Source organism: Psychrobacter sp. I-STPA6b (genome assembly GCF_020662265.1).
Classification (GTDB): Bacteria; Pseudomonadota; Gammaproteobacteria; order Pseudomonadales; family Moraxellaceae; genus Psychrobacter.
In genome coordinates this window covers 1-25427 of record NZ_VEWM01000122.1, presented here as the reverse complement: position 1 = coordinate 25427, position 25427 = coordinate 1, and the positions used below count along the sequence as shown (strand labels likewise).

The 25427-nt window shown below is 40.1% G+C and carries 20 protein-coding genes and 2 pseudogenes; 9 read left to right on the top strand and 13 right to left on the bottom strand.

Annotated features, from left to right (window positions below; all coding sequences use genetic code 11):
- The first annotated feature begins 47 nt into the window (after positions 1–47).
- Together lon and FHK88_RS12430 are read left to right on the top strand one after the other, a co-directional pair.
- Positions 48–2525, top strand: a complete 2478-nt coding sequence (gene lon / locus FHK88_RS12435) for an endopeptidase La (RefSeq protein ID WP_227431239.1) — start codon at positions 48–50, stop codon at positions 2523–2525.
- A 193-nt stretch (positions 2526–2718) separates the two neighbouring features.
- Positions 2719–3276 carry an RNA 2'-phosphotransferase gene (locus FHK88_RS12430; RefSeq protein ID WP_227431038.1) on the top strand — a complete coding sequence of 186 codons (558 nt, stop codon included), beginning with the start codon at positions 2719–2721 and terminating at the stop codon, positions 3274–3276.
- Positions 3277–3331: 55 nt separating this feature from the next.
- Here FHK88_RS12430 and argE read toward each other — a convergent pair whose 3' ends face one another.
- On the bottom strand, positions 3332–4537 hold the full coding sequence (argE, locus tag FHK88_RS12425) for an acetylornithine deacetylase (protein ID WP_227431037.1): 1206 nt from the start codon (positions 4535–4537) through the stop codon (positions 3332–3334).
- 90 nt (positions 4538–4627) lie between these two features.
- Entirely contained in the window at positions 4628–5302 is a 675-nt protein-coding gene (locus FHK88_RS12420; protein ID WP_227431036.1) for a UPF0149 family protein, read from the bottom strand.
- A 431-nt stretch (positions 5303–5733) separates the two neighbouring features.
- Between FHK88_RS12420 and FHK88_RS12415 the strand changes: the two genes are divergently transcribed.
- Positions 5734–6153, top strand: coding sequence for a hypothetical protein (locus FHK88_RS12415; protein WP_227431035.1), 420 nt, complete (start codon positions 5734–5736; stop codon positions 6151–6153).
- A gap of 83 nt (positions 6154–6236) precedes the next feature.
- A complete protein-coding gene (locus FHK88_RS12410; RefSeq protein ID WP_227431034.1) occupies positions 6237–6593 on the top strand; it encodes a cell division protein ZapA in 357 nt (118 codons plus the stop codon).
- Between the two features lie 58 nt (positions 6594–6651).
- On the opposite strand, the gene FHK88_RS12405 is transcribed toward FHK88_RS12410, so the two are convergent.
- The 7 genes from FHK88_RS12405 to epmB all read right to left on the bottom strand — a co-directional run bounded on the left by FHK88_RS12405 (position 6652) and on the right by epmB (position 16000).
- On the bottom strand, positions 6652–7038 hold the full coding sequence (locus FHK88_RS12405; RefSeq protein WP_227431033.1) for a hypothetical protein: 387 nt from the start codon (positions 7036–7038) through the stop codon (positions 6652–6654).
- 61 nt (positions 7039–7099) lie between these two features.
- Positions 7100–9322, bottom strand: a complete 2223-nt coding sequence (locus FHK88_RS12400; RefSeq protein WP_227431032.1) for a transglutaminaseTgpA domain-containing protein — start codon at positions 9320–9322, stop codon at positions 7100–7102.
- Positions 9319–10329 carry a DUF58 domain-containing protein gene (locus FHK88_RS12395; RefSeq protein ID WP_227431031.1) on the bottom strand — a complete coding sequence of 337 codons (1011 nt, stop codon included), beginning with the start codon at positions 10327–10329 and terminating at the stop codon, positions 9319–9321. The genes FHK88_RS12400 and FHK88_RS12395 overlap by 4 nt, the downstream gene beginning before the upstream one ends.
- Positions 10330–10428: 99 nt before the next feature.
- Complete coding sequence (locus FHK88_RS12390) at positions 10429–11403, bottom strand: AAA family ATPase (protein ID WP_227431238.1); 975 nt, start codon at positions 11401–11403, stop codon at positions 10429–10431.
- Positions 11404–11618: 215 nt separating this feature from the next.
- On the bottom strand, positions 11619–12137 hold the full coding sequence (locus FHK88_RS12385; RefSeq protein ID WP_227431030.1) for a c-type cytochrome: 519 nt from the start codon (positions 12135–12137) through the stop codon (positions 11619–11621).
- A gap of 128 nt (positions 12138–12265) precedes the next feature.
- On the bottom strand, positions 12266–14359 hold the full coding sequence (locus FHK88_RS12380) for an EAL domain-containing protein (protein ID WP_227431029.1): 2094 nt from the start codon (positions 14357–14359) through the stop codon (positions 12266–12268).
- A 588-nt stretch (positions 14360–14947) separates the two neighbouring features.
- Entirely contained in the window at positions 14948–16000 is a 1053-nt protein-coding gene (gene epmB / locus FHK88_RS12375; RefSeq protein WP_227431028.1) for an EF-P beta-lysylation protein EpmB, read from the bottom strand.
- Positions 16001–16041: 41 nt separating this feature from the next.
- Here epmB and efp point away from each other — a divergent pair, with 41 nt between their 5' ends.
- Positions 16042–16614 carry an elongation factor P gene (efp, locus tag FHK88_RS12370; protein WP_227431027.1) on the top strand — a complete coding sequence of 191 codons (573 nt, stop codon included), beginning with the start codon at positions 16042–16044 and terminating at the stop codon, positions 16612–16614.
- Positions 16615–16754: 140 nt separating this feature from the next.
- On the opposite strand, the pseudogene FHK88_RS14595 reads toward efp, so the two are convergent.
- Together FHK88_RS14595 and FHK88_RS14590 are read right to left on the bottom strand one after the other, a co-directional pair.
- Positions 16755–18266, bottom strand: a pseudogene (locus FHK88_RS14595) (DNA translocase FtsK); the annotation flags it as partial.
- Positions 18267–19232: 966 nt separating this feature from the next.
- A pseudogene (locus tag FHK88_RS14590) lies at positions 19233–19736 on the bottom strand (DNA translocase FtsK 4TM domain-containing protein); the annotation flags it as partial.
- A gap of 485 nt (positions 19737–20221) precedes the next feature.
- Here FHK88_RS14590 and trxB point away from each other — a divergent pair.
- The 4 genes from trxB (at position 20222) to FHK88_RS12345 (ending at position 23637) form a co-directional block, all read left to right on the top strand.
- On the top strand, positions 20222–21202 hold the full coding sequence (gene trxB / locus FHK88_RS12360) for a thioredoxin-disulfide reductase (RefSeq protein ID WP_227431025.1): 981 nt from the start codon (positions 20222–20224) through the stop codon (positions 21200–21202).
- Positions 21203–21560: 358 nt separating this feature from the next.
- On the top strand, positions 21561–21983 hold the full coding sequence (locus FHK88_RS12355) for an immunity 22 family protein (RefSeq protein ID WP_227431024.1): 423 nt from the start codon (positions 21561–21563) through the stop codon (positions 21981–21983).
- Between the two features lie 38 nt (positions 21984–22021).
- Positions 22022–22798 (top strand): leucyl/phenylalanyl-tRNA--protein transferase, encoded by a 777-nt coding sequence (aat, locus tag FHK88_RS12350; RefSeq protein ID WP_227431023.1) that lies wholly within the window; start codon positions 22022–22024, stop codon positions 22796–22798.
- Positions 22799–22812: 14 nt separating this feature from the next.
- Positions 22813–23637, top strand: a complete 825-nt coding sequence (locus FHK88_RS12345) for an arginyltransferase (protein WP_227431022.1) — start codon at positions 22813–22815, stop codon at positions 23635–23637.
- On the opposite strand, the gene rimI is transcribed toward FHK88_RS12345, so the two are convergent.
- On the bottom strand, positions 23634–24101 hold the full coding sequence (gene rimI / locus FHK88_RS12340; RefSeq protein WP_227431021.1) for a ribosomal protein S18-alanine N-acetyltransferase: 468 nt from the start codon (positions 24099–24101) through the stop codon (positions 23634–23636). The genes FHK88_RS12345 and rimI overlap by 4 nt on opposite strands.
- A gap of 117 nt (positions 24102–24218) precedes the next feature.
- Positions 24219–25409 carry an elongation factor Tu gene (gene tuf, locus FHK88_RS12335; protein WP_227429433.1) on the bottom strand — a complete coding sequence of 397 codons (1191 nt, stop codon included), beginning with the start codon at positions 25407–25409 and terminating at the stop codon, positions 24219–24221.
- Between the last annotated feature and the right edge of the window lie 18 nt (positions 25410–25427).

The window sequence follows — 25427 nt, the reverse complement described above, 5'->3', positions numbered from 1 at the left end:
ATTATATGAGTAAATCTGACACCGTAACTCCAGTAGATATAGATAATATGGACATTGATATTAATATCGATACTGATGCAATAAGCACTCAAAATGATGAAAAAGACCCAACGCACCTACCATTGTTAGCACTGCGTGATGTGGTCGTCTATCCACATATGCAAATTGCCCTATTTGTTGGACGTACTCCTTCCGTTAAAGCCGTTGAACTGGCACAAGCAGAGTACAACGATCGGGTACTGGTTGTTGCCCAAAAAGACTCTTTAACAGAAGACATCGACCAAGAGAATTTATATCAATACGGGACAATTTGTCGCATTGTCAGCACCATGCCTCATGATAGTGATGATGGTTGTATCAAAGTACTTATTGAAGGTGAATACCGCGCTCATCTTGATCAAGTTCATAATCATGAAGAGCTATTAACCGCAGATTTTAGCCGTGCAGATATGAGCATGCCTTTAGATGAGGCACAGCAGACCAATGCACTAAAAACATTGATCAGTCTATTTGCCACCTATGCGGATGCACGACTACGCAACTCTCGTGAGCTAACCCGTGTTGCTGAGCGTATCGAAGACCTACTTGAGCTGTTATATTTTATCTCCACCCGCGTCTCTATGGACTTGGAAGTCAAACAGCAGTTTTTAGAAGTGGATGATATACCCGCTCATATCAACACCCTCACAGAATACTTGGTAAAACAAAGTGCTGAACAATCTATTGAGCAAGAAATCCAAGATGCTGTGCGTCAGCAAATGGAAAACAATCAGCGTGAATATTTCTTAAATGAGAAAATGAAAGCCATCAAAAATGAGCTGTCTGATTTAAATGATGGTGCATTTGATGCAGATGATGACATTAGCGAGCTAGAGCAACGCCTTAAAGAGGCAGATTTACCAGATGACGTACGTAAAAAAGCCGAGCAAGAATTTAAAAAGCTACGCATGATGCCACCTGCTTCCTCAGAATCTTCTGTGGTACGTAACTATATCGAGTGGATATTAGATACCCCATGGAACACTACCAGCAAAGTTTCGATTAAGCTAGACAAAGCTAAAACCGTACTTGATGAAGACCACTATGGGCTAAAAGACGTCAAAGACCGCATTTTGGAATACTTAGCGGTACAATCTCGAGTGAAAAAGCTACGAGGTCCGATTTTATGCTTGGTTGGTCCCCCGGGTGTGGGTAAAACCTCATTGGGTGAATCCATTGCCCGTGCTACCGGACGTAAATTTGTACGTATGGCGCTGGGTGGTGTACGTGATGAAGCAGAAATTCGTGGGCATCGCCGTACTTATATCGGTGCTATGCCGGGTAAAATCGTACAGTCTTTGGCAAAAGTTGAAGTCAAAAACCCGCTCTTTTTGCTTGATGAAATCGATAAAATGGCACAAGACTTCCGTGGTGACCCAGCTTCTGCTTTGCTAGAAGTACTTGATCCATCACAGAATAATAGTTTTAACGACCATTACCTAGATATGGACTTGGACTTATCACAAGTCATGTTTATCTGTACGGCAAACAGCATGGACATACCACCTGCCCTGCTTGACCGTATGGAAGTCATTCGTCTACCCGGTTATACCGAAGATGAAAAAGTTAATATCGCTCAAAAATACTTAGTACCTAAAGCGATTAAGCAAAATGGTCTAAAAGAGAACGAGATTGAAATCGTACCAGAAGCCCTACACAGTATCGTCCAGCGTTATACTCGTGAAGCTGGGGTGCGTAATCTCGAGCGTGAAGTCAATAAAATTTGCCGTAAAGTGGTTCGAGAGTCAGTCGAAACTTACGGTGTAAAACCATCGAAAAAAGTTAAAATCGAAACTACTGTCGTCAATGAGGACAATATTGATGACTACCTCGGGGTTCATAAATACGACTTTGGTTTGGCAGAAAAAGAGCCAGAAGTTGGTCGTATTACTGGACTGGCTTGGACACAAGTCGGTGGTGAGCTACTAACCATCGAAGCTGTCACTATGCAAGGTAAAGGTGAGTTTGTCTATACTGGCTCACTTGGCGATGTGATGAAAGAGTCTATCCGAGCCGCCATGAGTGTGGTGCGCGCACGTGGTCAAGCATTGGGTATTGACTATGAGACCTTTAAAAATACAGACGTGCATGTGCATATGCCAGAGGGTGCCACTCCAAAAGATGGTCCTTCTGCGGGTATCGCCTTGACCACTGCTTTGGTCTCAGCAATGACTGGCATCGCCATTCACCCTGATATTGCCATGACAGGTGAAGTTACTTTACGAGGCAAAGTGCTACGTATTGGTGGGCTAAAAGAGAAACTTCTGGCAGCCCACCGTGGTGGCATTAAACGGGTATTAATTCCTGAGAGTAATGAGCGTGACTTGGTTGAAATACCAGATAATGTCAAAGAAGGTCTGATTATTCAACCAGTTGCTACCATTGATGAGGTATTAAAAGAGGCACTGGTCAGTATGCCTAAGCCTCTCAAACCAAGTAAGGTAGCAGTGGATACCACTAAGTCTGATAAAGCGCTGCGTAGCTAAAGTTTATTAAGTCATAAAAAGCAATATCACGCTTGATAACTGACTTAAGATAACTTACTTAAATTAAGATAGCCATCAATCCACTTGATGGCTATTTTTTATTGTCTAATGATATAAGATAGCAACAATGCTAAAATACAAATGCTATTAAAAAGCTATAATAAAATTAATTGAGTAGACAAACATAAAAACTATGAACCAAAAAAGCTTAACCAACTATAGTAAATTCTTAAGTTATATTCTGCGTCATCATCCTGATAGTATTGGTATTACCTTAGACAGTGAGGGTTGGGCAAATATTAATGAGCTTATCAATAACACCCATCAAAGTCGCCAATTTAATCATCATCTTAGCATTGATATTATCAAAACCATCGTTGCCAATGATAATAAACAACGCTTTGCCCTATCCGATGATGAGCAATATATTCGAGCCGTACAGGGACACTCCAAACGTACCGTACAACGCAGTTATACCGCAAAACAGCCCCCTGATATTTTATATCATGGCACTGCCAGTCGCTTTTTAGAGCCTATTTTACAACAAGGATTATTACCTAAATCTCGGCAATATGTTCATTTATCGGCTGACAAAGACACTGCCCATAACGTTGGTCAACGCTATGGCAAAGTGGTAATTTTACAGATTGATGCCAAACAAATGGCAGATGATGGCATCACCTTTTATCAGGCAGAAAATGGCGTATGGCTAGTAGAAAAGGTTGAACCTAAACTTTTTAAAGTGTTGTGATTAATGCAATAGCATATTTTTTTTAAAGTATGCTAACTGATACACATCTTCCAGCTTAATACTGCATAGTAAGTAGTAATTGCTTCAAAAACTCATCACATCGTTGCAACTGCTCAAGACTCACAAACTCATCTGCCTTATGTGCCTGCTCAATACTTCCCGGACCACAGATGACCGTTGCAATACCTGCATTAGTAAACTGCCCAGCCTCTGTCGCATACGCCACTTTATTAACCGCATCATCATGCACCAATCCTGCCACTAACTTTTGCAACTCTGCACTTTGTGCATCTGTCATTGCAGGCACATCTTCAAGTTGTCTCAACTCAATGCCAGTATTGGGGTCAATCGCTTGCATTTGCTGATTTAAGTGAGCAATTTTTTGTTTAATTGGCTTAACAATTGCATCTTGCCCCATGTGTGGTAAGTTACGATAATCAAAGGTAAATTCACACAAATTCGGCACAATATTAGTCGCTGTACCACCCTGTATCGTACCAACTGATAAAGTAGAAAACGGCACATCAAAATAGTGGTCACAATCATCACGCTCACTAAGTGACTTTGCCAACTCATCAATAAAGCCAATCAAACGACTGGCATAACTGATAGCATTGACGCCTTGTGGGGTTAACGAGGAATGTACCGACTTACCATGTACTGAGCAACGATAAACACTAATGCCTTTATGTGCCACCACCATTTGCATTTCACTTGGCTCACCAACAATACAATATTCAGGCACAATGCCACGCATCGCTAAATCATCCAAAATCAGTGGTGCACCCAAACAACCCACTTCTTCATCAAAGGATAATGCAAGGTGTAATGGCTTCTGTAGCTTTTTATCGTCTGCTAACTTCACTGCCTGTGGCAATAAAGTCAATGCACAAGCAATAAAGCCTTTCATATCACAAGCACCACGCCCATATAATTTGCCGTCTCTTACCTCAGCAATAAAGGGGTTTGATGACCATACCTGCCCTTCTACTGGCACAACATCGGTATGTCCCGACAGCACAACGCCACCACTATATTCTGCTTCACCATTTGCAGTTGCTGGTACAGTGACAAACAAATTGGCTTTTGTTTGAGCTTCATTATGGGTCAATACTGGCTGTAGTCCTAAATGACGACAAAATGCCTGCACATCCTCAATCAGGACTAAATTTGAGCGACTACTCACCGTATCAAACCCAATTAAACGCTGAAGCCATGCGACACTTGTACGTGGAAAGTCGTGCACAACATTTAGACTCATCAATATCTCCTTATAAATGACTGAGCAAATACCCAATCAACCCTCATGTCACTGTATAGCCTTCATATAAATATAAACATCAACTCTGAACTAAGAAGGACGATGACTATTCATAGCATCAACCACAGGGGGAATCGGCTTATTCACACGCTCCTGCTCACGCATCTGTTCACGTTCCTGTGCAACTTCTGTTGCTGTTTTGGCATCAAGAGGTAAGCCTGCAATCAGTGGCAACTCTTTTACATGTTTACGCTGACGGGTTGCTAAACTCACAGGTATCATACGAGCAAACTCATACAAATGTAGATAAGCTTCTTCACCACCGTCAAACTCATCATCAGGATTAATGCGAATACTAGCAATCTTACTTAAATCCGCCAGCATCTCATTTTCTTCACTACTTAATGTACTGCTGGTCATACCAAACCCTGTCATAAAACCACTTGACCAGTTTTTCAGTGCCAAAACCCGTTCATACAAATCATGCTCATCATCAGGTACAAGAGGGGTATACGCATAAGCATCATCTTTATCTTTCAGCTGAAAAGAAGTATCTTCTGCCTCCTCAGTTAATAGCGTTAATGCTGACTCATCTGGCTCAGATAGACTTAACTCCGAAAATAAAGCCTGCCAACCTGCCATATCAGGCGCATGACAAACTGTCATAATACCTGTCATCAAACCATGTAACTCACTAATACTAATATCTGTCCAATCAGCAAACGCTGATGACCAGTCATTCCAGCCAGAGATATTATCATTCATGCCAAAGTCCTATTAGGTGTTTGTTAATTAGCAAACCAAATTAAACGTTAATATAAAGAATCCTAGAATTGCCATATCATAAAAAATCATTAGATAATACAAGAATAAACTGACTAATTTTGAATTTTATTAGCAGACAACATCTAGAAACATACGTTTTAACAACTTATTATAGATATAATATGGGCAGATATGGCATTATTAAAGCATACATGGCATGATAATATTTATTTTAGGAGTCTATTGAGCTTTTATCTTCATAGGAAAAATCTAACCAATTGATACATGAAAGTAAAATATAGCTGTACCCCTTATAATTACTAACTCAATGGGGGGATGTTCAACAGACCCTAAATATATCAATGTTACCGACAATTGCCCATTGCACCAACACACTCACCAAAAACTGATTTAACCATAAGTGACACCCTATGATTGAGAAATTAAAAACGCTAGAAAAGACCTTATCAGAGGTATACCAGCAATATCAAACTCACCTTGCTGAGCTAAAAAAGCTACAAAATAAGCCCATTACTGATATCAATGAGTTTAACGGACTTAAAGCTAAACTAGATGAAGCAGAAGGAAAAAATAAGCAACTGCAAACTGAGCATGAACAGTTACAGACAGAGCGTAATGCTCTACAAAAAAAACTGGCTGAGCTAGATGCACGCTATCAAACACTGGCAGAAGCACATCATATGATTGGTGAAGAGCAAGATAAGTTGCAACAGCAGATAGAAGAACTCACCCAGCTTAATGAAGAACTACAAGCAAAAAACCGTCGGGCTGCTGAACATACCAAATCTGCGTTGAAACAACTAACTAAGATTGATCAAGCAACCTCATAACTTGCAGAGTAACATCAGCATCATTAAATACAGCCATCCAACCAATGATTAAGCGGATTGATTAAAACAGGTACATTATACTCATGGATAAAACACAGCAAACAAAAGCCCAAAATGATATCAATACAAACGCATCTTCTATAGATACCAGCATTAAAAAAGTTGATATTATGATATCTGGTAAAACTTATACTATTAACTGTCCAGCCAATGAAGAAAAAGAGCTAAAAGATGCCACCAATTATATTAATGACTTTATCTTAGACCTACGCAAACAGGCGCCCCAGCTTAGCCATGAAAACTTGTTGGTACTTTGTTGCCTAAATCTATATGAAAAGATTCATGCCAATGAGACTGCAAAAAAGTCACAAGATAATCAAGATAAAGTGGCTGAATCACTAATTGATAAACTGATTAGAGATGCCAAAGCCATGTTATAACTTGATAGTGGTATAGAATATAAATGTATCTAGCTATAGAGTGGTCTTCTTTTAAAACCTACCTCTTATAGACTTTCCCAGCGTGAAAGTCTTGTTGATGTTCCTCATTACAGAAGAACCACTCATCCCATACCTCTATAGGGGTATCTGTTGCATCTTTATCATCATCAGTAGACACCAATTTTTGAGAAGAAGTATCAGGAACGAACGACGACTGTTCCTCTAGTGATGATATGGGTGCAGTTTCTGGCAATAAAGAAGCTGGCTTTTTTTCTACAATACCTCGATATTGCGCCAGCGCATGTCCGCAATAGCTACACAACCTTAGTGTTGTGATATCACCTTCTTTTGGAAAAAATGCTTTGGGTGGTTTAGGATACATAAATTTAAACAGTATCCACATGATAGTCATGGTAATAAACATGCTAATAAAGAATGAAAACATCTGCTAAATCCAATTGATTATAATTTAATATGCCACCTAAGCACGCCTTAACATCAGTCACTTAACGAATCTGTTTGGCATGATATTGTAACTGTTTGAGTGCCTGTTGATAGGCTTGACTGGATGTATCCATACTGCTCAACTTTCCATAACGCAAACGGCGATAATCCTGTTTTAGTAAGATAACTGCTTGCTTTGCTTCCGTACTATCTGCCACTTCTTCAAGCCGGCTTAACCACGCCAGCATACCTTCATTAGACTGATACGCAAGCTGAGGGTCTGCTTTTGCAACTCGTTTTGATAACTGTACCAAGGGTAAATCTACAGGGTTCCAGATTTTACGTCTACGGTACCAAATTAAAAAGACAATGGTTGCTATCACCAGTAGTAAAGCTGTTATCATCCATAATAGTTGTTGCATCATATTGGCAATATTAAACCAGCGTAGCAATGCATTACTTTGCTTATCTTGGTCATAACCAACCACATCTCTTTGCCAATAATAACTGGCTTGGTCAGACAGACGGCGTAATGTTTGAAGCATTCTAAACTGCTGATAGCTAATTTGCGCACCTGCCCCTGTGCCAAACATGGTAGCGCCTTGCTGAGATGTTAAAGCATTCATTCCTTGCTCGACCCGTTCAGGCGCAACAAAAGCAGTTGGGTCGATGCGCACCCAGCCTTGACCTTCTAGCCAAACTTCGCTCCACGCATGTGCATCCATTTGCCGTACTTCCCAACTATTACCATCACGCCCTAACTCACCACCTTGATAACCAGCAACAACACGCGCAGGCACACCAACAGCACGCATTAAATAAGTAAAACTAGAGGCATAATGCTCACAAAACCCAGCTTTTGTCTCAAACAAAAACTCATCAATACGATTTTGTTGCAACGCTGGGGGTGATAAAGTATAGCGAAACTCAGTATTACCAATCCAGTTTTGAATAGCATTTATGTAACGTATAGGGTCTCTACCTGCATCCGCAAACATCTGCTTTGCCCACTCTTGACTACGTCTATTACCTTCACTAGGTATGCTTAAATTAATCTGACGTGCCTGCTCTGATAGCGTTGTATCTATCCGCATCTGTGGATAGCGTTGTACCTGATAACGTAACTGCTGAACAACTGGACGAAAAGAGCGCAATGTAAAATTTGAAGTTAAACTTGTTCCCCGTTGATTTGGATAAGGATAATCCAAACCATATAACCAATTTCTTTGGGTTGGCTCTAAAATGACTTGATAGCTGGTTGCATCTGCTTGCTCTCTCTTGGGTATGGTTTGCCATGCTTGTTGTAACCATAACGGCTTATCACCCGACCACCAAGTTTGAATATTAGCGTTTGGTGTCCATGTTACCCCATCAAAGTCACTAAATACTAGCCCTCGCCAATACATCTGTGATTGAGCTGGAGGCTGAGTACCAAACTCAACTCGAAATGCCAACTCCGTGGATTGGCTTAAATTGGCAAAATCACCCGGAGACATACTGTCACTTACACCCGTTGTCGCTTGCTGTCCAGACAACTGTAATGACCATAAGGGAGGCAATCTTGGAAAAAATAAAAATAAAATAATCAATAAAGGAATGGCCTGACCAGCCAATAACCCCAAGCTACGCAAACGGCCACTGCCCAATAAATTACCATCATCATTCAACGAAATGAATGCAAACAATAGCCATAATGTGCCAACAACCACCTCAGCAGTAGTTAACAAACCTTGGTCCATCAAAAACAAAGATGCCAGCACAAAAAATGATAAATTTAATACAATATAAGCATCTCTACGCTGATACATCTCCCATAGCTTACTGACCAAACACAGCACCAAAAATGCCACGCCAACATCTACACCAAAGGCTGTCTGATAACTCAGCCACAATCCAGCAACGCCTGCTATGAATCCTAATATCTGTGCCACTTGATATAGACGTTTTTTTGCAAAGCGTAACGCCTTTACTCTTGGCAGTTGCGCAACAATAACAAATAACGCATAAACAATCAGCCAAATAGGTAAATGACTCACATGAGGAACAATCACCACAACTTGTGCCATTAATACCCAATAATAAGCAGGTAAGCCCAATAGCTTTTGCCACCATCGTTTTGGTGACTCTAAAACCATAGAATCTTGGGCTGGTGTCGATGTTATACCCTGAGCCAATCGCTCAAAACCATCAGTTGCACTGACGCTATTTTTTGTCATAAAGCTGTTGTTTGCACTTGATAAGGCAGTGTGCTGATGAGTATCCGAGTGGGATTGAAATAAACTCATGGTGTTTTTGCCAACCTTAGTAAACATGCTTGTGCATAATGCTCACCCTGACCCAACTGCACCTCTGGAGATGATGCAGACTCATTGGGTAATAGCATCATAAAAGGCTCACCAGACTGCCCAAACTTTTGTACCGCATAAGCTAACTGAGATAGCTTATCCTCATGTTGTATCGCTGGCATATCTGCATAATTTAGGCACACTTCTTGACCTACTGAATCTGCAAACTGCTTTGTCAACATTCCCTGACCTCGTGCCACATGCGCCCATGATACCCGAGCCAAAGACTCACCTGCCACATATTCATCTAAAGTATCAAAATCATTCTGCCCTTTGATACCATAAGCACTCCAGTCACTCTCATCATCACTCAATGCCCTTGTTGCCTCCGTCCACTCAAATGGCAATGACCTTGGATACACCCAAGCTGGCGATGCTAAATAAACATAAGACCATGCCCGCATAATACCCAATGGATACACCGTACTAACGACCAGACGAGGTAGCTCAAAACGACCTCGTTGATTGCTAGCAACTGCTAAACGCACCAACGTCGTCCCTTCTACCGTTGCCAAAACCTGCTTACTTGCCCCTTCCTCTACAGACATGGTCTGCTTTTTATCAAACTCTAGCTGTATTTGCCGAGCAGGCTTGGACTTATCATTAATAACTTCTAATGTAACCCAGATAGGCTCACCCACACCTGCCATCTGAATATCTCTTAACTTAACCTGCAATCCTGACACATGCGCAAAAGTCACATGTAAGCTAATTACCCAAATGCTTATCAAATAAAAGAACAGCCCCAATACCAAGTTATTACCATAATTGACCCCCATAATAAATGTAATCAACAATAATAAAGCAAAGAGCATCCCCTCTCGGCTAAAAAAGATATATACATTACGTAAGGTCAGTGTTGTATGGTCACTATGAGGTGCACGATTTGCAAAAAATCGCTGTAATCTTGAAGCAAATGGACGAGTGATGGGAGAAAATAAAGGCATAATTAAATATAGTTAAATAAGTACCATTGAGAAGAAAAACATGGCTAATGAACTTCTTCTTTTACAACACTTCTACCACGAATAGAGTAATGGCTAAAGTCATGACGACAAGACAGGCGTTTTAGTCAGCACCTGCTCAGCCAGTGTTTGTTGTATTTTATGACCTGACTGATTAAACGGAATAAATCGCTGTCCCAACCGATGATCTGCAACTGCAGGGAAAATTGCCTGTACATCTTCTGGCGTCACTTCCATATTACCTGAAACATATGCGTGTGCTTGTGACGCATGCTTAATGGCTAACACTGCTCGAGGAGACAAACCATGATATTCTTGACTTTGTCGTGTTGTCTCTACCAGCTTTAAAATATAATCAATCACCACATCAGCCACAAAAACAGTTTTCACATCCTGTTGTGCTTGTATCACATCTGCACTATTCATGATAGCGGATAGCTGTTGCAACAAATCTCGTCTATTCTCACCTGCCAATAGTGCTCGCTCCGCCTTCTCTGAAGGATAACCTAAAGACAAGCACATCAAAAAGCGGTCCAACTGTGACTCTGGTAGAGGATATACACCTGACTGTTGCGTTGGATTTTGAGTAGCAATCACAAAAAAAGGCTCAGGTAGTGCATAAGTCTCACTATCATGTGTTACCTGTCTTTCTTCCATTGCCTCTAATAACGCACTTTGTGTTTTTGGACTAGAGCGATTAATCTCATCAGCTAAAAGCAATTGTGTAAAAATAGGTCCTTGACGAAACTCAAACCGATGCTCTGCTTGATGATACAAACTCATACCTAAAATATCTGCAGGCAACATATCATTGGTAAACTGCACACGATTAAACTGCAACCCCAATAAATTTGCCAATCCATGAGCCAGTGTCGTTTTACCCATCCCCGGCAAATCCTGTAACAACAAATGTCCATTTGCTAAGATACAAGTCAGTGCCAGCTTGGTCACATGAGACTTATCTAAAATAATCTCATTTAACTTAGCTAATAGGCTTTGAGTTTTTTGGCTAATATCAGAAGATATGGGCGAATCAACACGAATAGAATTTGTCATCATTAAAATACTTTTATTTAATTACTTTAAATGTATAAAAAATTTATAAACAGATAATAAAAAGAAAGATAAGTGTCAAAATATTAATGGCACTTATCTATAAAACAAAGAAGAAGACAAAAATAATATTTATAAAATTCACTTATTAAATTTTTCTATAACACACATAGGCTTTAAACATATCACCTAATTTATTATTTTAACATAACATACCTTTACTCACCATCACTTCCACCTCGTATCGTAGATAAATAAGTAATAATATCAGCACGTTCTGTTGCATCTGTCACACCATCTGTACGCATACGATTTCCAGGTAGTGCCTCTTGTGCATCAGCAATATACTTATCAAGAGTCTGCTCATCCCAGACCCAACCAGAGTTTTTTATCTCATCACTATATTTATAATCAGCCAATGCACCAGCAGGAGCACCATAAATTCGCAATAATTGTGGACCTTTTCCATTGACACCAGGTGTCAGCTTATGGCACTTATCACACAAGTCATGATAAAGTTGACGGCCATTTTCAGCATTACCTAACTGAGAGACAGGCAATATCACTGGCGCACGCTCATCTGGTGGTTGTCGCTCACAACCAGATAGAGTCGCCATCCCTAAAAATATAGCCACTAAAAAGAGCGTTGAATATTGTTTTTGTAAGAAGTTGAATAGTAAAGACTTGATTTGAAAATGATATTTGGCTGTTGGGTGCAACTGGCTATCTTGTATCATGGTAGTATCTTATTAACAGGTTATGACGCAAACATACGTTAACCTGCTATTATAGTGAATAAGATCCTATAAAGCACTGACAACAACCAATTAAAACAGTATCGTTAAAATAAATTAACGCACATCAACTAAGTTGCCTCACCCTCCTGCACCATCATTTTCTCTGATGGCTCTTGCAAATAGTAACCTTGTAAATAACGTGCTCCCACACTCCAAGCAGCAGACATCGCAGCAGCATCCTCAATATAAGGCATCAAAGCAGGCGTTGAACGTTCATTGACTTTAGCGATTAGAGATTTAACAGTTTCGACATTATTTGCATCACCAAGATTCTTCACATAGCTGCGAGCAAGGCGCACCATAGATGGCTGCACAAACTCCATGACTTCAATAGTCTTAGCAGTTGAGCCAAAGTGATGGATTGCGACTTGACACCCAACTTGTTTTAGCATAGAAAACTGCTTTTTAGCAACAGCCATATGATCAACCAGCTCTTGCTCATTAAATTGGACTGTTAAGACACCATCTTGTCCTCCAACAGCTTTTAATAACTGACTAATCACACCTGCTATTTGTTTACTTGCTAATGATTGACTGGTTAACTGCACCAAGGCTTTGGCATCGGGTATTTGCTTACGTACGATACTCAACTGCTTACAAGTATTAATCAATACCCAGCGGTCAATCTTATCCATCAGGTTATATTTTTTCGCCACAGGAAGGAACTTATCTGGCGTCATCAATGTACCATCTGCCAAAGGTAAACGTAAATAAACCTCAAAGAAATGACTAGAATCGGTCTCAATATCATAAATTGGCTGATATAAGAGCTTAAACTGACTATTGGTTAAGGCACTTTGCAAATATTCTGCCAGTACCATTTCATCTTCACTGGCATGCTGACTAGGATCATATAAATGAATTGCATTGCCTTCCTTACCACTATCCTTAAATGCCTGCTCTCTAGCATCCATTGCTCTATCAATCAACACACTCATATCAGGAGAGGTATTATCTACAATAACCATACCAATAGTTACTGTCGTAGTCACTGTTCGAGTACCAATCTCGATTAACATATCACTGATTTTTTGTCGAACAGCTTCTGCCTGCTCAAGTAACTTGCTTTGGATAATATCTGGGAAGAGTACGGTAAAGTTACTATCACTAAAACGACTAACCTCCCCTGAATCTAAAGTCTCATCAAGCACATAGCCGACTTGTTTCACTGTCTCATCAACCCCTTGCAAACCAAGGTTAGAGTTGATTTTGCCAATACCATCAAGGCTGATATAAAGCAATGCTGCATTCGTCTTACCCGCTTTAGCTTCTACATAAACTTGGGCAAACCTTTCTTCAAACCCTCGACGGTTTAACAAACCTGTCAAATTATCTCGACGTTCAGCTGCTGCTAGCTTTCTTGCCATTTCAGCATTATCCTCGCCACTTTGCTGGATAATTACTTGTGTCACTGGCTCTCCTTCAAAAGTTGCTGCTGCCAGCTGTAGTGTTGCTTCAAATGTACTACCATCTTTGCGACGGCTTTCAAAGTTAAACTCAACTTTATCCCGATTACCTTTATCAAAGCGGCGCAAAAACTGCTTAAAAGCCTTAATATTTTCACCACCTGCAATGAGGTCAATCACAGGTATACCCATCAACTCATCCATATTGCTAAAGCCAAAGAGCTTCAAATAAGGCTCATTGGCAAAGATATGTATACCTTGGTCAATATATGCAACAGCACTTTTTGAATTTTTAATCAAAATATTGGCACGTTGTTCTGCTTCAGACAGTACATATTTCAATCCAGCCATTTGTCGGCGAACTTCCAAACTACTATGTAACATACAAGTTGCAATCACTACCTGAGCTTCATTATCTGCTAATAATGCTTTTACCATTTTTTCATCTATGGTTGCTGGCATACCCTCTTCATTAATACTAGTCGCAGCAATATTTTCATTAAGTAAACAGATTAAAGGCAGATCAATCCCTTGTTCTTGAATAATACCAACAATATCTGTAAAGCCCATATCATAAGCTTTACCAAAAATCAAAACATCCCATGAGTGTCGCAATAAGCGCAACAACTCTTCTTTATCATCTAAAAACCCTAAGTTTACCTCATCATAGTAGTGAGATAACAAAGCAACGATACGCTCTGCATAAAGCTGGTTATCATCAACTACCAATAGATTTAGGGTGCTTTGTGTTGTCATATCCGACCTTTAAATATATATCAATGAATGTCTTTTTCTATATTTGTTTATCACACCATGGCACATCAAAACGCAGTTCATTTAGGAAATAGTGGCATGAAAAGTCCAAACAAAATTGTATAAGATCATGGGTATTTCTCTTAATTAAACCAATAATTTTCACACGATACACGATAAATGTCTAATTATGCTGTGAAGGTAAACAAACTATACTCACCTAAACTGAGTTAAACAAGCCAATATATGAAGGTAAATCGATGTAAGCACATCCTTGAGAGCTACGACTCTATGAAGATGAATCTTTGCTAATAATAGCTAGGGTCTGTTACAATCTGACTCCACCACTTCAATACTTACAGTGGCTATTAAAGTGGTATCTTACTGTCATATACAATCAGCTAAAAAGCTCTAACAACTTACCACACTCTACTTTAATCAATACATCACTACAAACACCATACCATCCATACCGTTTTTTCGTAGATTTATCGGCTATTCACTGCCATGGCTACCATATGAGTTATTCAAACTTCTCACCAAACTTCTCACCAAACTTTTGTCAATGAAAAATCAAAGTTCAGCAAATACTCATCTACTTTGATATAAATCAACTGGGGTTTTAAATGGTTGATCAGGCAACTCTTGTACCAGCTTTGGTACTAAATATCCTGGTAATTCTTCCAGCATTTGCCAATATAACTTGACTGCTTGATACTTTGGTATATCAAAATGCGCTGCTCCAGATACCTTATCTAAGATATGTAAATAATAAGGCAATATACCGACACTAAATAATTTATGACTTAGCTCAGTCTGTGCCTGCAGTGTATCATTTATTCCTTTCAATAAAACTGCTTGATTTAACAAGATAATACCTGCCTGCTTTGCCTCAGATAAATAATTGGCTGTATGAGTATCTACCTCATTTGCATGGTTGGTGTGTAATACCATGACTATTTTGCAACGGCTATGAGATAAATAAGCCAGCAAAACTTCATCTAAACGTTCAGGAATGACGATTGGCAATCGAGTATGTAGACGTATGGTAGTAATCTGTGGCAAACTCTCAAATACCTTTAGTTGCTCTATTAAACGACGGTTTGATACGCTAAGCGGATCACCACCACTTAAAATAATCTCATTCACCTCCGGATGTGCCAAAATATAGTCATGTATTTCTGCCATCTGTTGCTTGCTGGGAATGTTGCTTTGATAGTCAAAGTGTTGACGAAAACAATAACGGCAATGAATGGCACATGCACCAGTCACAGTTACCAATATACGTGACCGATATTTGTGCAACAGTCCTTGTATAGGATTGGCACTATTTTCTGCTAGAGGGTCTGTGACATATCCTGTCACAGTGACTTGTTCTTGCATTCTAGGCAATACTTGCTGTAACAACGGATCATGAGCATCACCTATACGCATTTTATTTACAAATCCACGTGGCACACGTAGTCCAAATTGCTTTGGTAAATATAAGCTAGCTTTAAGTGCAGATAGCTGTAAAATATCTAGTAGCTCATCAATATCATCAATACTATCTGCCAGTTGCCGTTGCCAACTTTGCCCAGTTTGATTGATAACAGGTAATCGAGTATTTGATAGGTTTTTTTGTGCTGGCAAATGGTTTATCATGAGCAACCTTAATATGGCATTTTTATCAATAGGAGTACAACGTGGCAAGTTATTCGACCAACGAATTTAAAGCAGGCTTAAAAGTAATGCTAGATGGCAACCCTTGCGCCATCATCGAAAATGAGTTTGTTAAACCAGGTAAAGGTCAAGCCTTTAACCGTGTTAAATTACGTAACCTACGCACAGGTAAAGTGCTAGAACAAACTTTCAAATCAGGCGACAGTTTAGAAGGTGCTGATGTCATCGACACTGAAATGAACTATCTATACAATGATGGTGAGTTTTGGCACTTCATGCACCCTGAAACATTTGAACAGCTACAAGCTGACAAAAATGCTATGGGTGATGCAGCTCAATGGTTAAAAGAAAATAGCAATGCATTATGTACCATTACTTTATTTAATGGCGTTCCACTATCTGTAACTGCGCCTAACTTTGTTGAGCTAGAAATCATTGAAACAGACCCTGGTGTTCGTGGTGATACATCTGGTGGTGGTGGCAAACCTGCCAAACTTGAGACAGGTGCGGTTGTTCGTGTTCCATTGTTTGTACAACAAAATGAAATCGTGCGTGTAGACACACGTACAGGTGATTACCAGACTCGTGTTAACTAGAAGAAACTTCTATTTATAATACATTATCTGTCACCACTTACTGTTACAACAACTAAAACCCTTAGTTAATTTGTAGCTCAGCATTCAGTAAGAGTAAGTGGGGCAGACTTTCTTAGTAACCCTCAGCCCTATAAAAACAGCTAAATCAACAACTCGCGTTTACCACTTTTTCCCATTGAGCTAACCAACCCTGCCTCTTCCATTGAATCTACAATACGTGCTGCTCGATTGTAGCCAATACTAAACTTGCGCTGGATACTAGAAGCAGACACTTTACGAGTCTCCATAACAAAAGCCACAGCCTCATCATAAAGGTCATCATCCTCACCAGAGGTATTTCCAGAGCTACTACTTGGGCTGGTCAACTCAAAGTTACTTGCCATATTATCAATGTAATCTGGTGCACCACGCTCACGCCAAGCATCACACACTCGATTGACTTCCTCATCACTGACATAGGCACCATGCACCCGATCTGGCTCAATCTGTCCTGGGCCTAAAAACAGCATATCACCATTACCAAGCATGTCTTCTGCACCGCCACTATCTAAAATAGTACGAGAATCTACTTTTGAGTTAACTCGTAACGCAGCACGAACAGGAATATTGGCTTTGATAAGCCCTGTAATGACATCCACTGAAGGACGCTGTGTCGCTAGCATTAAATGAATCCCTGCTGCTCGTGATTTTTGAGCCAAGCGTGTGATTAACTCCTCAGCTTGCTTACCAACCTGCATAATCATATCGGCAAACTCATCAGCAACAATGACTATCAGAGGTAAGGTTTTAAGTTTTGGTGCTTTATCCATACTCACACTATCATTAGGGCGCCATAATGGATCGATAATAGGTCGTCCTGCCTTTTCCGCCGCCACTACTTTTTTGTTAAACTCACCTAATTTGCGCACCTTTAACAAACTCATCAACTGATATCGACGCTCCATCTCTGCCACACACCATGACAGACTACTTGCCGCCTCATTCATATCTGTAACCACAGGCGTCAATAAATGAGGAATATCATTGTAGTTAGCAAGCTCTAGCTGTTTAGGGTCAATCAAAATCATACGTAGTTCGTCTGGCTTATATTTCAACAGCATCGACAGTAACATGGCATTAACCAATACAGACTTCCCCGAACCTGTTGTACCTGCTACCAACATATGAGGTGCTTTTGCTAAGTCAGTAATAATAGGCTTACCACCAATATCTTTTCCCATTGCCATGCTAATTTGAGCATGTGGATCTTTATATTTCTCAGTATCCAATAGCTCAATTAAACGTACCATCTCCCGTTTTTTATTGGGTACTTCGATACCAATATAAGGTTTACCCGGAATCACTTCGACCACACGCAACGATGCCATCGACAATGAGCGTGCCAAGTCTCGTGAAATACCTGTTACTTTACTGGCTTTAACACCAGCGGCCAGCTCTACCTCAAAACGAGTAACCACAGGACCAGGGATAGCATTCACCACCTCCGCTTTCACATTAAACTCTTGTAGTTTAATCTCTAAAAGCTCAGATAGTTGCTCAAGCTCTGCCACAGTATAGCTTGGTTTGCGGTCAGGATCAGGCTTATCCAATATCGACAATTCAGGAATCGGTGTTAACTGCGCACGGTATTTTGCGGTTTGCATGGCACGAGAACGCCCAAAAAATGCCTCATCATCTGAAACTTCTGGTAAGTGGTGATATTCTTCCTCTGGCACCATATCCACAATGTGATTACTTGCATCACCCTCTGGCACAGCAAATCGTACTGAAGGCTTCTGTGTATCTGCTATTTCATCATCCATTACACGTGGTGCTTGTGTTGGGTCAGCAGGAGGAGTATTTGTTGGCGTCAGATCCAACTCTTGTAGCTCACTACCATCTTCCTCACCCACAACTTCCCCATACCCAGAGAGTTGCTCCTCTGGCATAATGATCTGTAATCGCCGATCTGTCATTTTTTCTTGTGTATTATGCCATTTCTCATTATCTGTTGATGCTACTTGTACTGGAGTAGAAGACAGATGCGAATCTTTTGCTGGCTCATCATGATAAGCTTGAACTTGCTGCGACTCATCAATAGTTGACTCAACATCAGCTACCTGATTTTCTGTAACCAATAGCTCATCAATCACTTGATGGTCATTCCATGCAAAACTTGGCTCAATCTTCTGTTGAGAGCCTTCTTGTGACGCTGGCTGAGTAGATGGACTGTCCACTGATGGTTTTTGTTTTACTGCTGGCTGGGAGTCTAATGGGTTGGCACTTTTTTCTTGCAACTGCTCCGCCTCTTCTTCATGAAACTTAACAATAGCATCACGTAACCCAGACTTTGCCAAAAACTCACCCAAGACATCTTTAACTTCTGTCCGACGTGTTACTGCCTCTGATGAGTCACTAGGCTCAGGGAGCTTCAAAGATAGCTGACCATACTTTCCTTCTGGCATATCCTCATCAATCAGCTCATTTTCTGTATTACTATCCCCCATCTTAGTGTATGAGCCTTGCTCATGGTTAGCATTATCTTTAACACCACTGCCCAACCACGATAAACCAAATAAATGTCTAAAAAATGCAATCCAGCGTATATTAAACACAAAAGTTATGGTGATTAAAAAAAAGAGCAAAGCAAATACCAATGCACCTTTGGATGTCAATAAATGCGCCAATCGAATGGCAACTTCATACCCAATCACACCGCCTGCTTGTAAATTCAAAGCAACTGCTTGTGCAGTAGATAATAGCTCTGATTGCCCTGTCATACCGAGAAAACTACTTCCCAAGACACATAAAGCACTGCCAGACAATAGTAAAAAAGTATAGGCCAGCATGCGCAATATCCATATTGGTTGCTGACGTTGCCACCAGATTTGTATGGCTTCGTATGCAATAAAAACCAATAACAACCAAGCTGACATCCCCAAAAACGTATAAAGTAAATCAGCAATCCATGCACCCGTCACACCCCCCATATTATTAACTGACATCATATCGCTACTAATATGTGACCAGCTAGGGTCATTTGGTGTATATGTCAGCAAGATAACAAAAATATATGCTGCCAAAAATATTGCCAATAATGTAAAAACACCTTGTTTGGCATACTGTATCCGCTGTGAAGACATTGCCTCTACCCTAACTCATAAGTTAATAATTTATTGTAACCTGCTATCATAGCAAATCTAGGGCTATAACTGAATTTGAGTTACATAACATTCTAAGACATCAATACCACTAACAAACAACTAAACTCAGCGATATATCCCATATCACTGACTTTTGCAACTTTGTCATCAAGCGAGTATGGCTAAATAGTCGAATCAATCAAACAACACTGCCAACCTTCTTATATCTGCTCACTCTATAAAGAATACTGATATGCTCCATCATAAATATTTCTTATTTTACAATGAATATAGATGCTTACCGAGTCTTATTAGCTACCTAACAAACCAATTACCAACCAACACAGTCAATAAAGCTCAACATCATCTTAACTATATCTCATTTGATATTATATTGATTAACCCTTATTGTACTTAACAGTAAGTAGCCCCATATTACGACTACCGTTACTAAAACTTGACACAATGAACAACAAGGATAATTTATGTCTGATAATACCGCAACAACACCACGCCATGAAAAACTTATTATTTTAGGCTCAGGACCTGCTGGTTATGCCGCCGCTGTCTATGCAGCCCGTGCTAATCTAAACCCTATTATCGTCACAGGGATGCAAGTCGGCGGACAACTGACCACCACCACAGAAGTTGATAACTGGCCAGGTGACGCTCATGGTCTAACAGGACCAGACCTAATGGAGCGTATGAAAGCCCATGCTGAGCGCTTTGGTACAGAGCTGGTCTATGATCATATTAACAGTGTCACACTCACTGAACGTCCATTTAAACTACAAGGCAATAATAATACCTATACTTGTGATGCTCTTATCATCGCCACAGGTGCATCTGCTCAATACTTGGGATTAGAATCTGAAGAAAAATTCAAAGGATTAGGCGTATCTGCCTGTGCTACTTGTGATGGATTCTTCTATAAAGACCAAAAAGTTGCTGTCGTGGGTGGTGGTAACACCGCTGTTGAAGAAGCATTATATCTATCCAATATCGCCAGTGAAGTCACCCTTATTCACCGCCGTGATAGCCTACGTTCAGAGAAAATATTACAAGATCAACTACTTGAAAAAGCCAAAAATGGCAATGTAAAAATAGAATGGAATCATACTGTTAAAGAAGTTGTGGGTGATGATATGGGCGTTAATGGCGTTATCATTGAATCTACCCAAGATGGCAGCAGCAAACAGTTAGACATTCATGGTGTCTTTATCGCCATCGGACACAAACCCAATACCGAGCTATTTAACGACCAACTAGACATGAAAGATGGCTATATCATTGTCAATAGTGGGCTATCTGGCAATGCCACCCAAACCAGCATTGAAGGTGTATTTGCGGCAGGTGATGTTGCTGACCATGTTTATCGCCAAGCCATCACCTCAGCAGGTACAGGCTGTATGGCAGCACTTGATGCTGAAAAATATCTGGACGCATTAGCACTAAATAGCAAATAAAATGATTATCTAACTAGGGTCTGTTGAACATTCATCTTCATAGGAAAAATTGAGGAAAATCTGACTTAGTCAAGGCAATGAACGCAGGTAATATCTAGATATTAACCAGTTCATTAACGCAGAATAAAGCAAATGTAACCAGTTTTTACATGAAAGTAAAAAGTAGCTGTATCCCTTGTAGATATCAACCTAACGGGGTAAAAGTTCAACAGGCCCTAACCAAGTATAGATAATACAACACCAAAAATTGGTTAAGATAACAATCTTGCCAATTTTTTTATTATGTTCTTTATTTTGATTAAATGACAAAATACAATCACAACTAATAATGCCAATAGCCAATATATAGGAAAATAGTATGATTGAAGAAAAAAAAGACATGATAGCCGTTTGGATGGGAACTTCTCATAAAACCATAGATGAATTTAATGAATATACAGAAGGGTTAGAAGACCCCGATTCTAACTGCCCAGCCTTTAAGGATTTTGGCATAAATTTTATAGATACGGACTGGTTTGCAGCTTATGGCACAGTAAATCATGAGATTATCCCAGTTGAAGATTTGGTAAAAGAAGTCGGTACAAATTCAAAAAAAACAAATGAGCAAATTGTAAAAGCCGCCAAAGAAAAAGGCATTACTGAAGGCAACTCCTTATACTACTATTGTTTGGCAGTTTTTCATGAAACAGACCCTAATAAAAAATATAACGACCTGACCTTTATTGGTAATTTTTATGACCCTTACAAACCAGTAAAGAGAAACAAAATGACCAAAAAATGATAGCATAGCAGCATACATTTTTTATCAAAGTAAAACTTATGACTCTAAACTTACATACGCTACTCAACCAATGCCACTTCCTATTCCCCGACCCTATCCAAGCAGACCAAAATGGTACAGGATTGATAGCCGTTGGGGCAGACCTAAGCCCTGCCACCCTAATTACCGCCTACTCACAAGGACTATTTCCATGGTTTAATGAGGACGAACCCATCGCATGGTGGTGTCCTGAGCCTCGTTGTGTCATTAGTCCCCAAGAGTACAAGCCAAGCAAATCTTTACAAAAACAAGCACGAAAAAGCACATGGCGCATTACTGTTAACCAAGCCTTTGATGAAGTCATTCATGCCTGTAGTCTACCTCGCAGTTATACCAATGACACATGGATTCACGATGAGATGATAGACGCTTACAACAAGCTACATCAGCTTGGTTTTGCGCATAGTATTGAAATATGGAATAATGAGCAACAACTCATTGGTGGACTCTATGGGCTAAAAATTGGTTCGATGTTTTTTGGTGAATCTATGTTTCATCGACAAACGAACGCCTCAAAAATAGCATTTTGGGGACTTAACTATCTATGCCAACAAACAGAAGTTGCTCTCATTGATTGTCAGTTGCCTAATGAACACCTACTCAGCTTAGGGGCAACCACCATGCCACGCATTCAGTTTTTACAATATCTTAATACACAGATCCATCATCAAACTAGCAGTTGGCAGCAAAACCAACTTAAACACTATCTGGTCAAGCAGTTATATGATTCCTACACACAGCATTGCTCTGCTTCAACCATGCTTTCTCAGCATTGATAGATAGCATATTTATGACAGTACATCACGCTCGTAACGTTGATAGCACTTTTTTTCAAACCTCTCCACTACACCTATGTAGCTACTTACCAGATAGAGCAGCCAGATTATCCTATGTGGCTATAGATACACACGATCATATCGAAAACTCACTTTACAGCCACCTTGTTGAGCAGGGCTATAGACGTAGTGGTGACATCATATATCGTCCTGAATGTATGCACTGTCGCCAATGTATTCCGACACGCATTCCTTTACAACATTTCAAAATGAGCCGCCGCTTTCGAAAAGTCTTAAAACGTAATCCTGATGTCATCACAAACACTATCCCCAGCTCACATGCAACATCAGAACATTTCTCCTTATATGGCACCTACATCACAGAGCGACATGCTGACGGTGATATGTACCCCCCGAGTCTACATACTTTTGAAAAATTCTTATGTCATAGCATTACTGATACTTTTTTTATTGAATTTCGTGAATCCTCTGGACAACTAATTGCTGTCGCCGTTACTGACAGACTTAACAATGGTTTATCAAGTGTCTATACCTTCTTTGAAACCCAAATGACCTATCAACAACGTAGCCTAGGGATTTATAGCATCTTACAACAAATCGAACTGGCAAAGGCTCTACAGCTACAATACCTATATTTGGGCTACTGGATACCAAGTGTTAAAAAAATGCGTTATAAAGCCGACTTCTATCCTATTGAGCTGTTTATTAATCAACAATGGCAATACTTTGAACAGACACCAGACAGTGACACAATACTAGAAATATTAAATACAACACCCATTAAAAACAAAACTCAATCAAAAAACATGTCTGATTAAAGACAACACTGCATCACAATTGCATCGACACCTTTTGTCAAAGCTGATTGATAGTAACCCTTTCGTCTATGTATCTCTTTAAAGCCCAAATTATGATATAAAGCTAATGCACCACTGTTATCTTCTCGTACTTCTAATAATAAACGCTCTACAGATACAACCTGTAACTTATGTTTAATTTGTACCAATAACTGCGATGCCAACCCTTTTCTCTGGTAATAAGGCTTTGTACCAATACGTAAAATCTCTGCTGTTTCAAATAGATAATTATATAAACAGTAACAAACGATTTGCTGATCTTTATAAATAACGACACCATGATTCATTGCCTCACGCAATGTCTCTAAGATTAACGAAGCACTCCAAGCATCTATTGGCTGTACCTCTAATTCAATCTCTGCAATCTGTTGACATACTTGCATTAACTCATCTGTATTTAGCTGCTTAATATTTTTGATTATCATCGCTCTAATCTTACTTCAAAATAAATAAAAAAAGCATAAAAAAACCGCATCACACTAATGATGCGGTTTTTATCTTAGGCTTTAACAGCCTAATAGTCACTGTGTATTACTAACAGCTTAGTCTTTTACTGTAGAAACAACACCAGCACCTACAGTACGACCACCTTCACGAATAGCGAAACGTAAGCCTTTGTCCATCGCGATTGGGTGGATTAGCTCTACGCTCATTTCTACGTTATCACCTGGCATTACCATTTCTGTGCCTTCTTGTAGGGTGATAGCACCTGTTACGTCTGTGGTACGGAAGTAGAACTGTGGACGGTAGCCATTTAGGAATGGCGTGTGACGTCCACCTTCTTCTTTGCTTAGTACGTATACTTCTGCGTCAAATTTGGTGTGTGGGGTGATTGAGCCTGGTTTAGCCAATACTTGTCCACGTTGTACGTCTTCACGTTTGGTACCACGTAGTAGTACACCACAGTTCTCACCTGCACGACCTTCGTCTAGCAGTTTGCGGAACATTTCTACACCAGTACAGGTTGTTTTGGTGGTAGGTTTGATACCAACGATTTCGATTTCGTCACCTACTTTGATGATGCCTGATTCTACACGTCCTGTTACGACCGTTCCACGTCCTGAGATTGAGAATACGTCTTCAATCGGCATTAGGAAGTCTTTGTCGATGTCACGCTCTGGCTCTGGGATGTAGCTGTCTAGGGTTTCTAGTAGTTCTACTACTGCTGGTTCGCCATATTGTCCGTCTGAGCCGTTTAGGGCTTCTAGGGCAGATCCTTTGATGATTGGGGTGTCGTCACCTGGGAAGTCGTAGTCACTTAGTAATTCACGTACTTCCATTTCTACTAGTTCTAGTAGTTCTTCGTCATCTACCATGTCACATTTGTTCATGAATACCATGATGTATGGTACGCCAACCTGACGTGATAGTAGGATGTGCTCACGTGTTTGTGGCATTGGGCCGTCTGTTGCTGATACAACTAAGATTGCACCGTCCATCTGGGCAGCACCGGTAATCATGTTTTTAACGTAGTCAGCGTGTCCTGGGCAGTCTACGTGTGCGTAGTGACGTGCTTCGGTGTCATATTCGATGTGACTGGTGTTAATGGTGATACCACGTGCTTTTTCTTCTGGTGCACTGTCAATTGAGGCGTAGTCTTTTGCTTCACCACCAAAGTGTTTTGCAGCTACGGTTGCGATGGCTGCTGTTAGGGTTGTTTTTCCGTGGTCAACGTGTCCAATGGTTCCTACGTTGACGTGTGGTTTGTTTCTTTCAAACTTGGCCTTTGCCATGGGTTGTTCCTCTTTTAT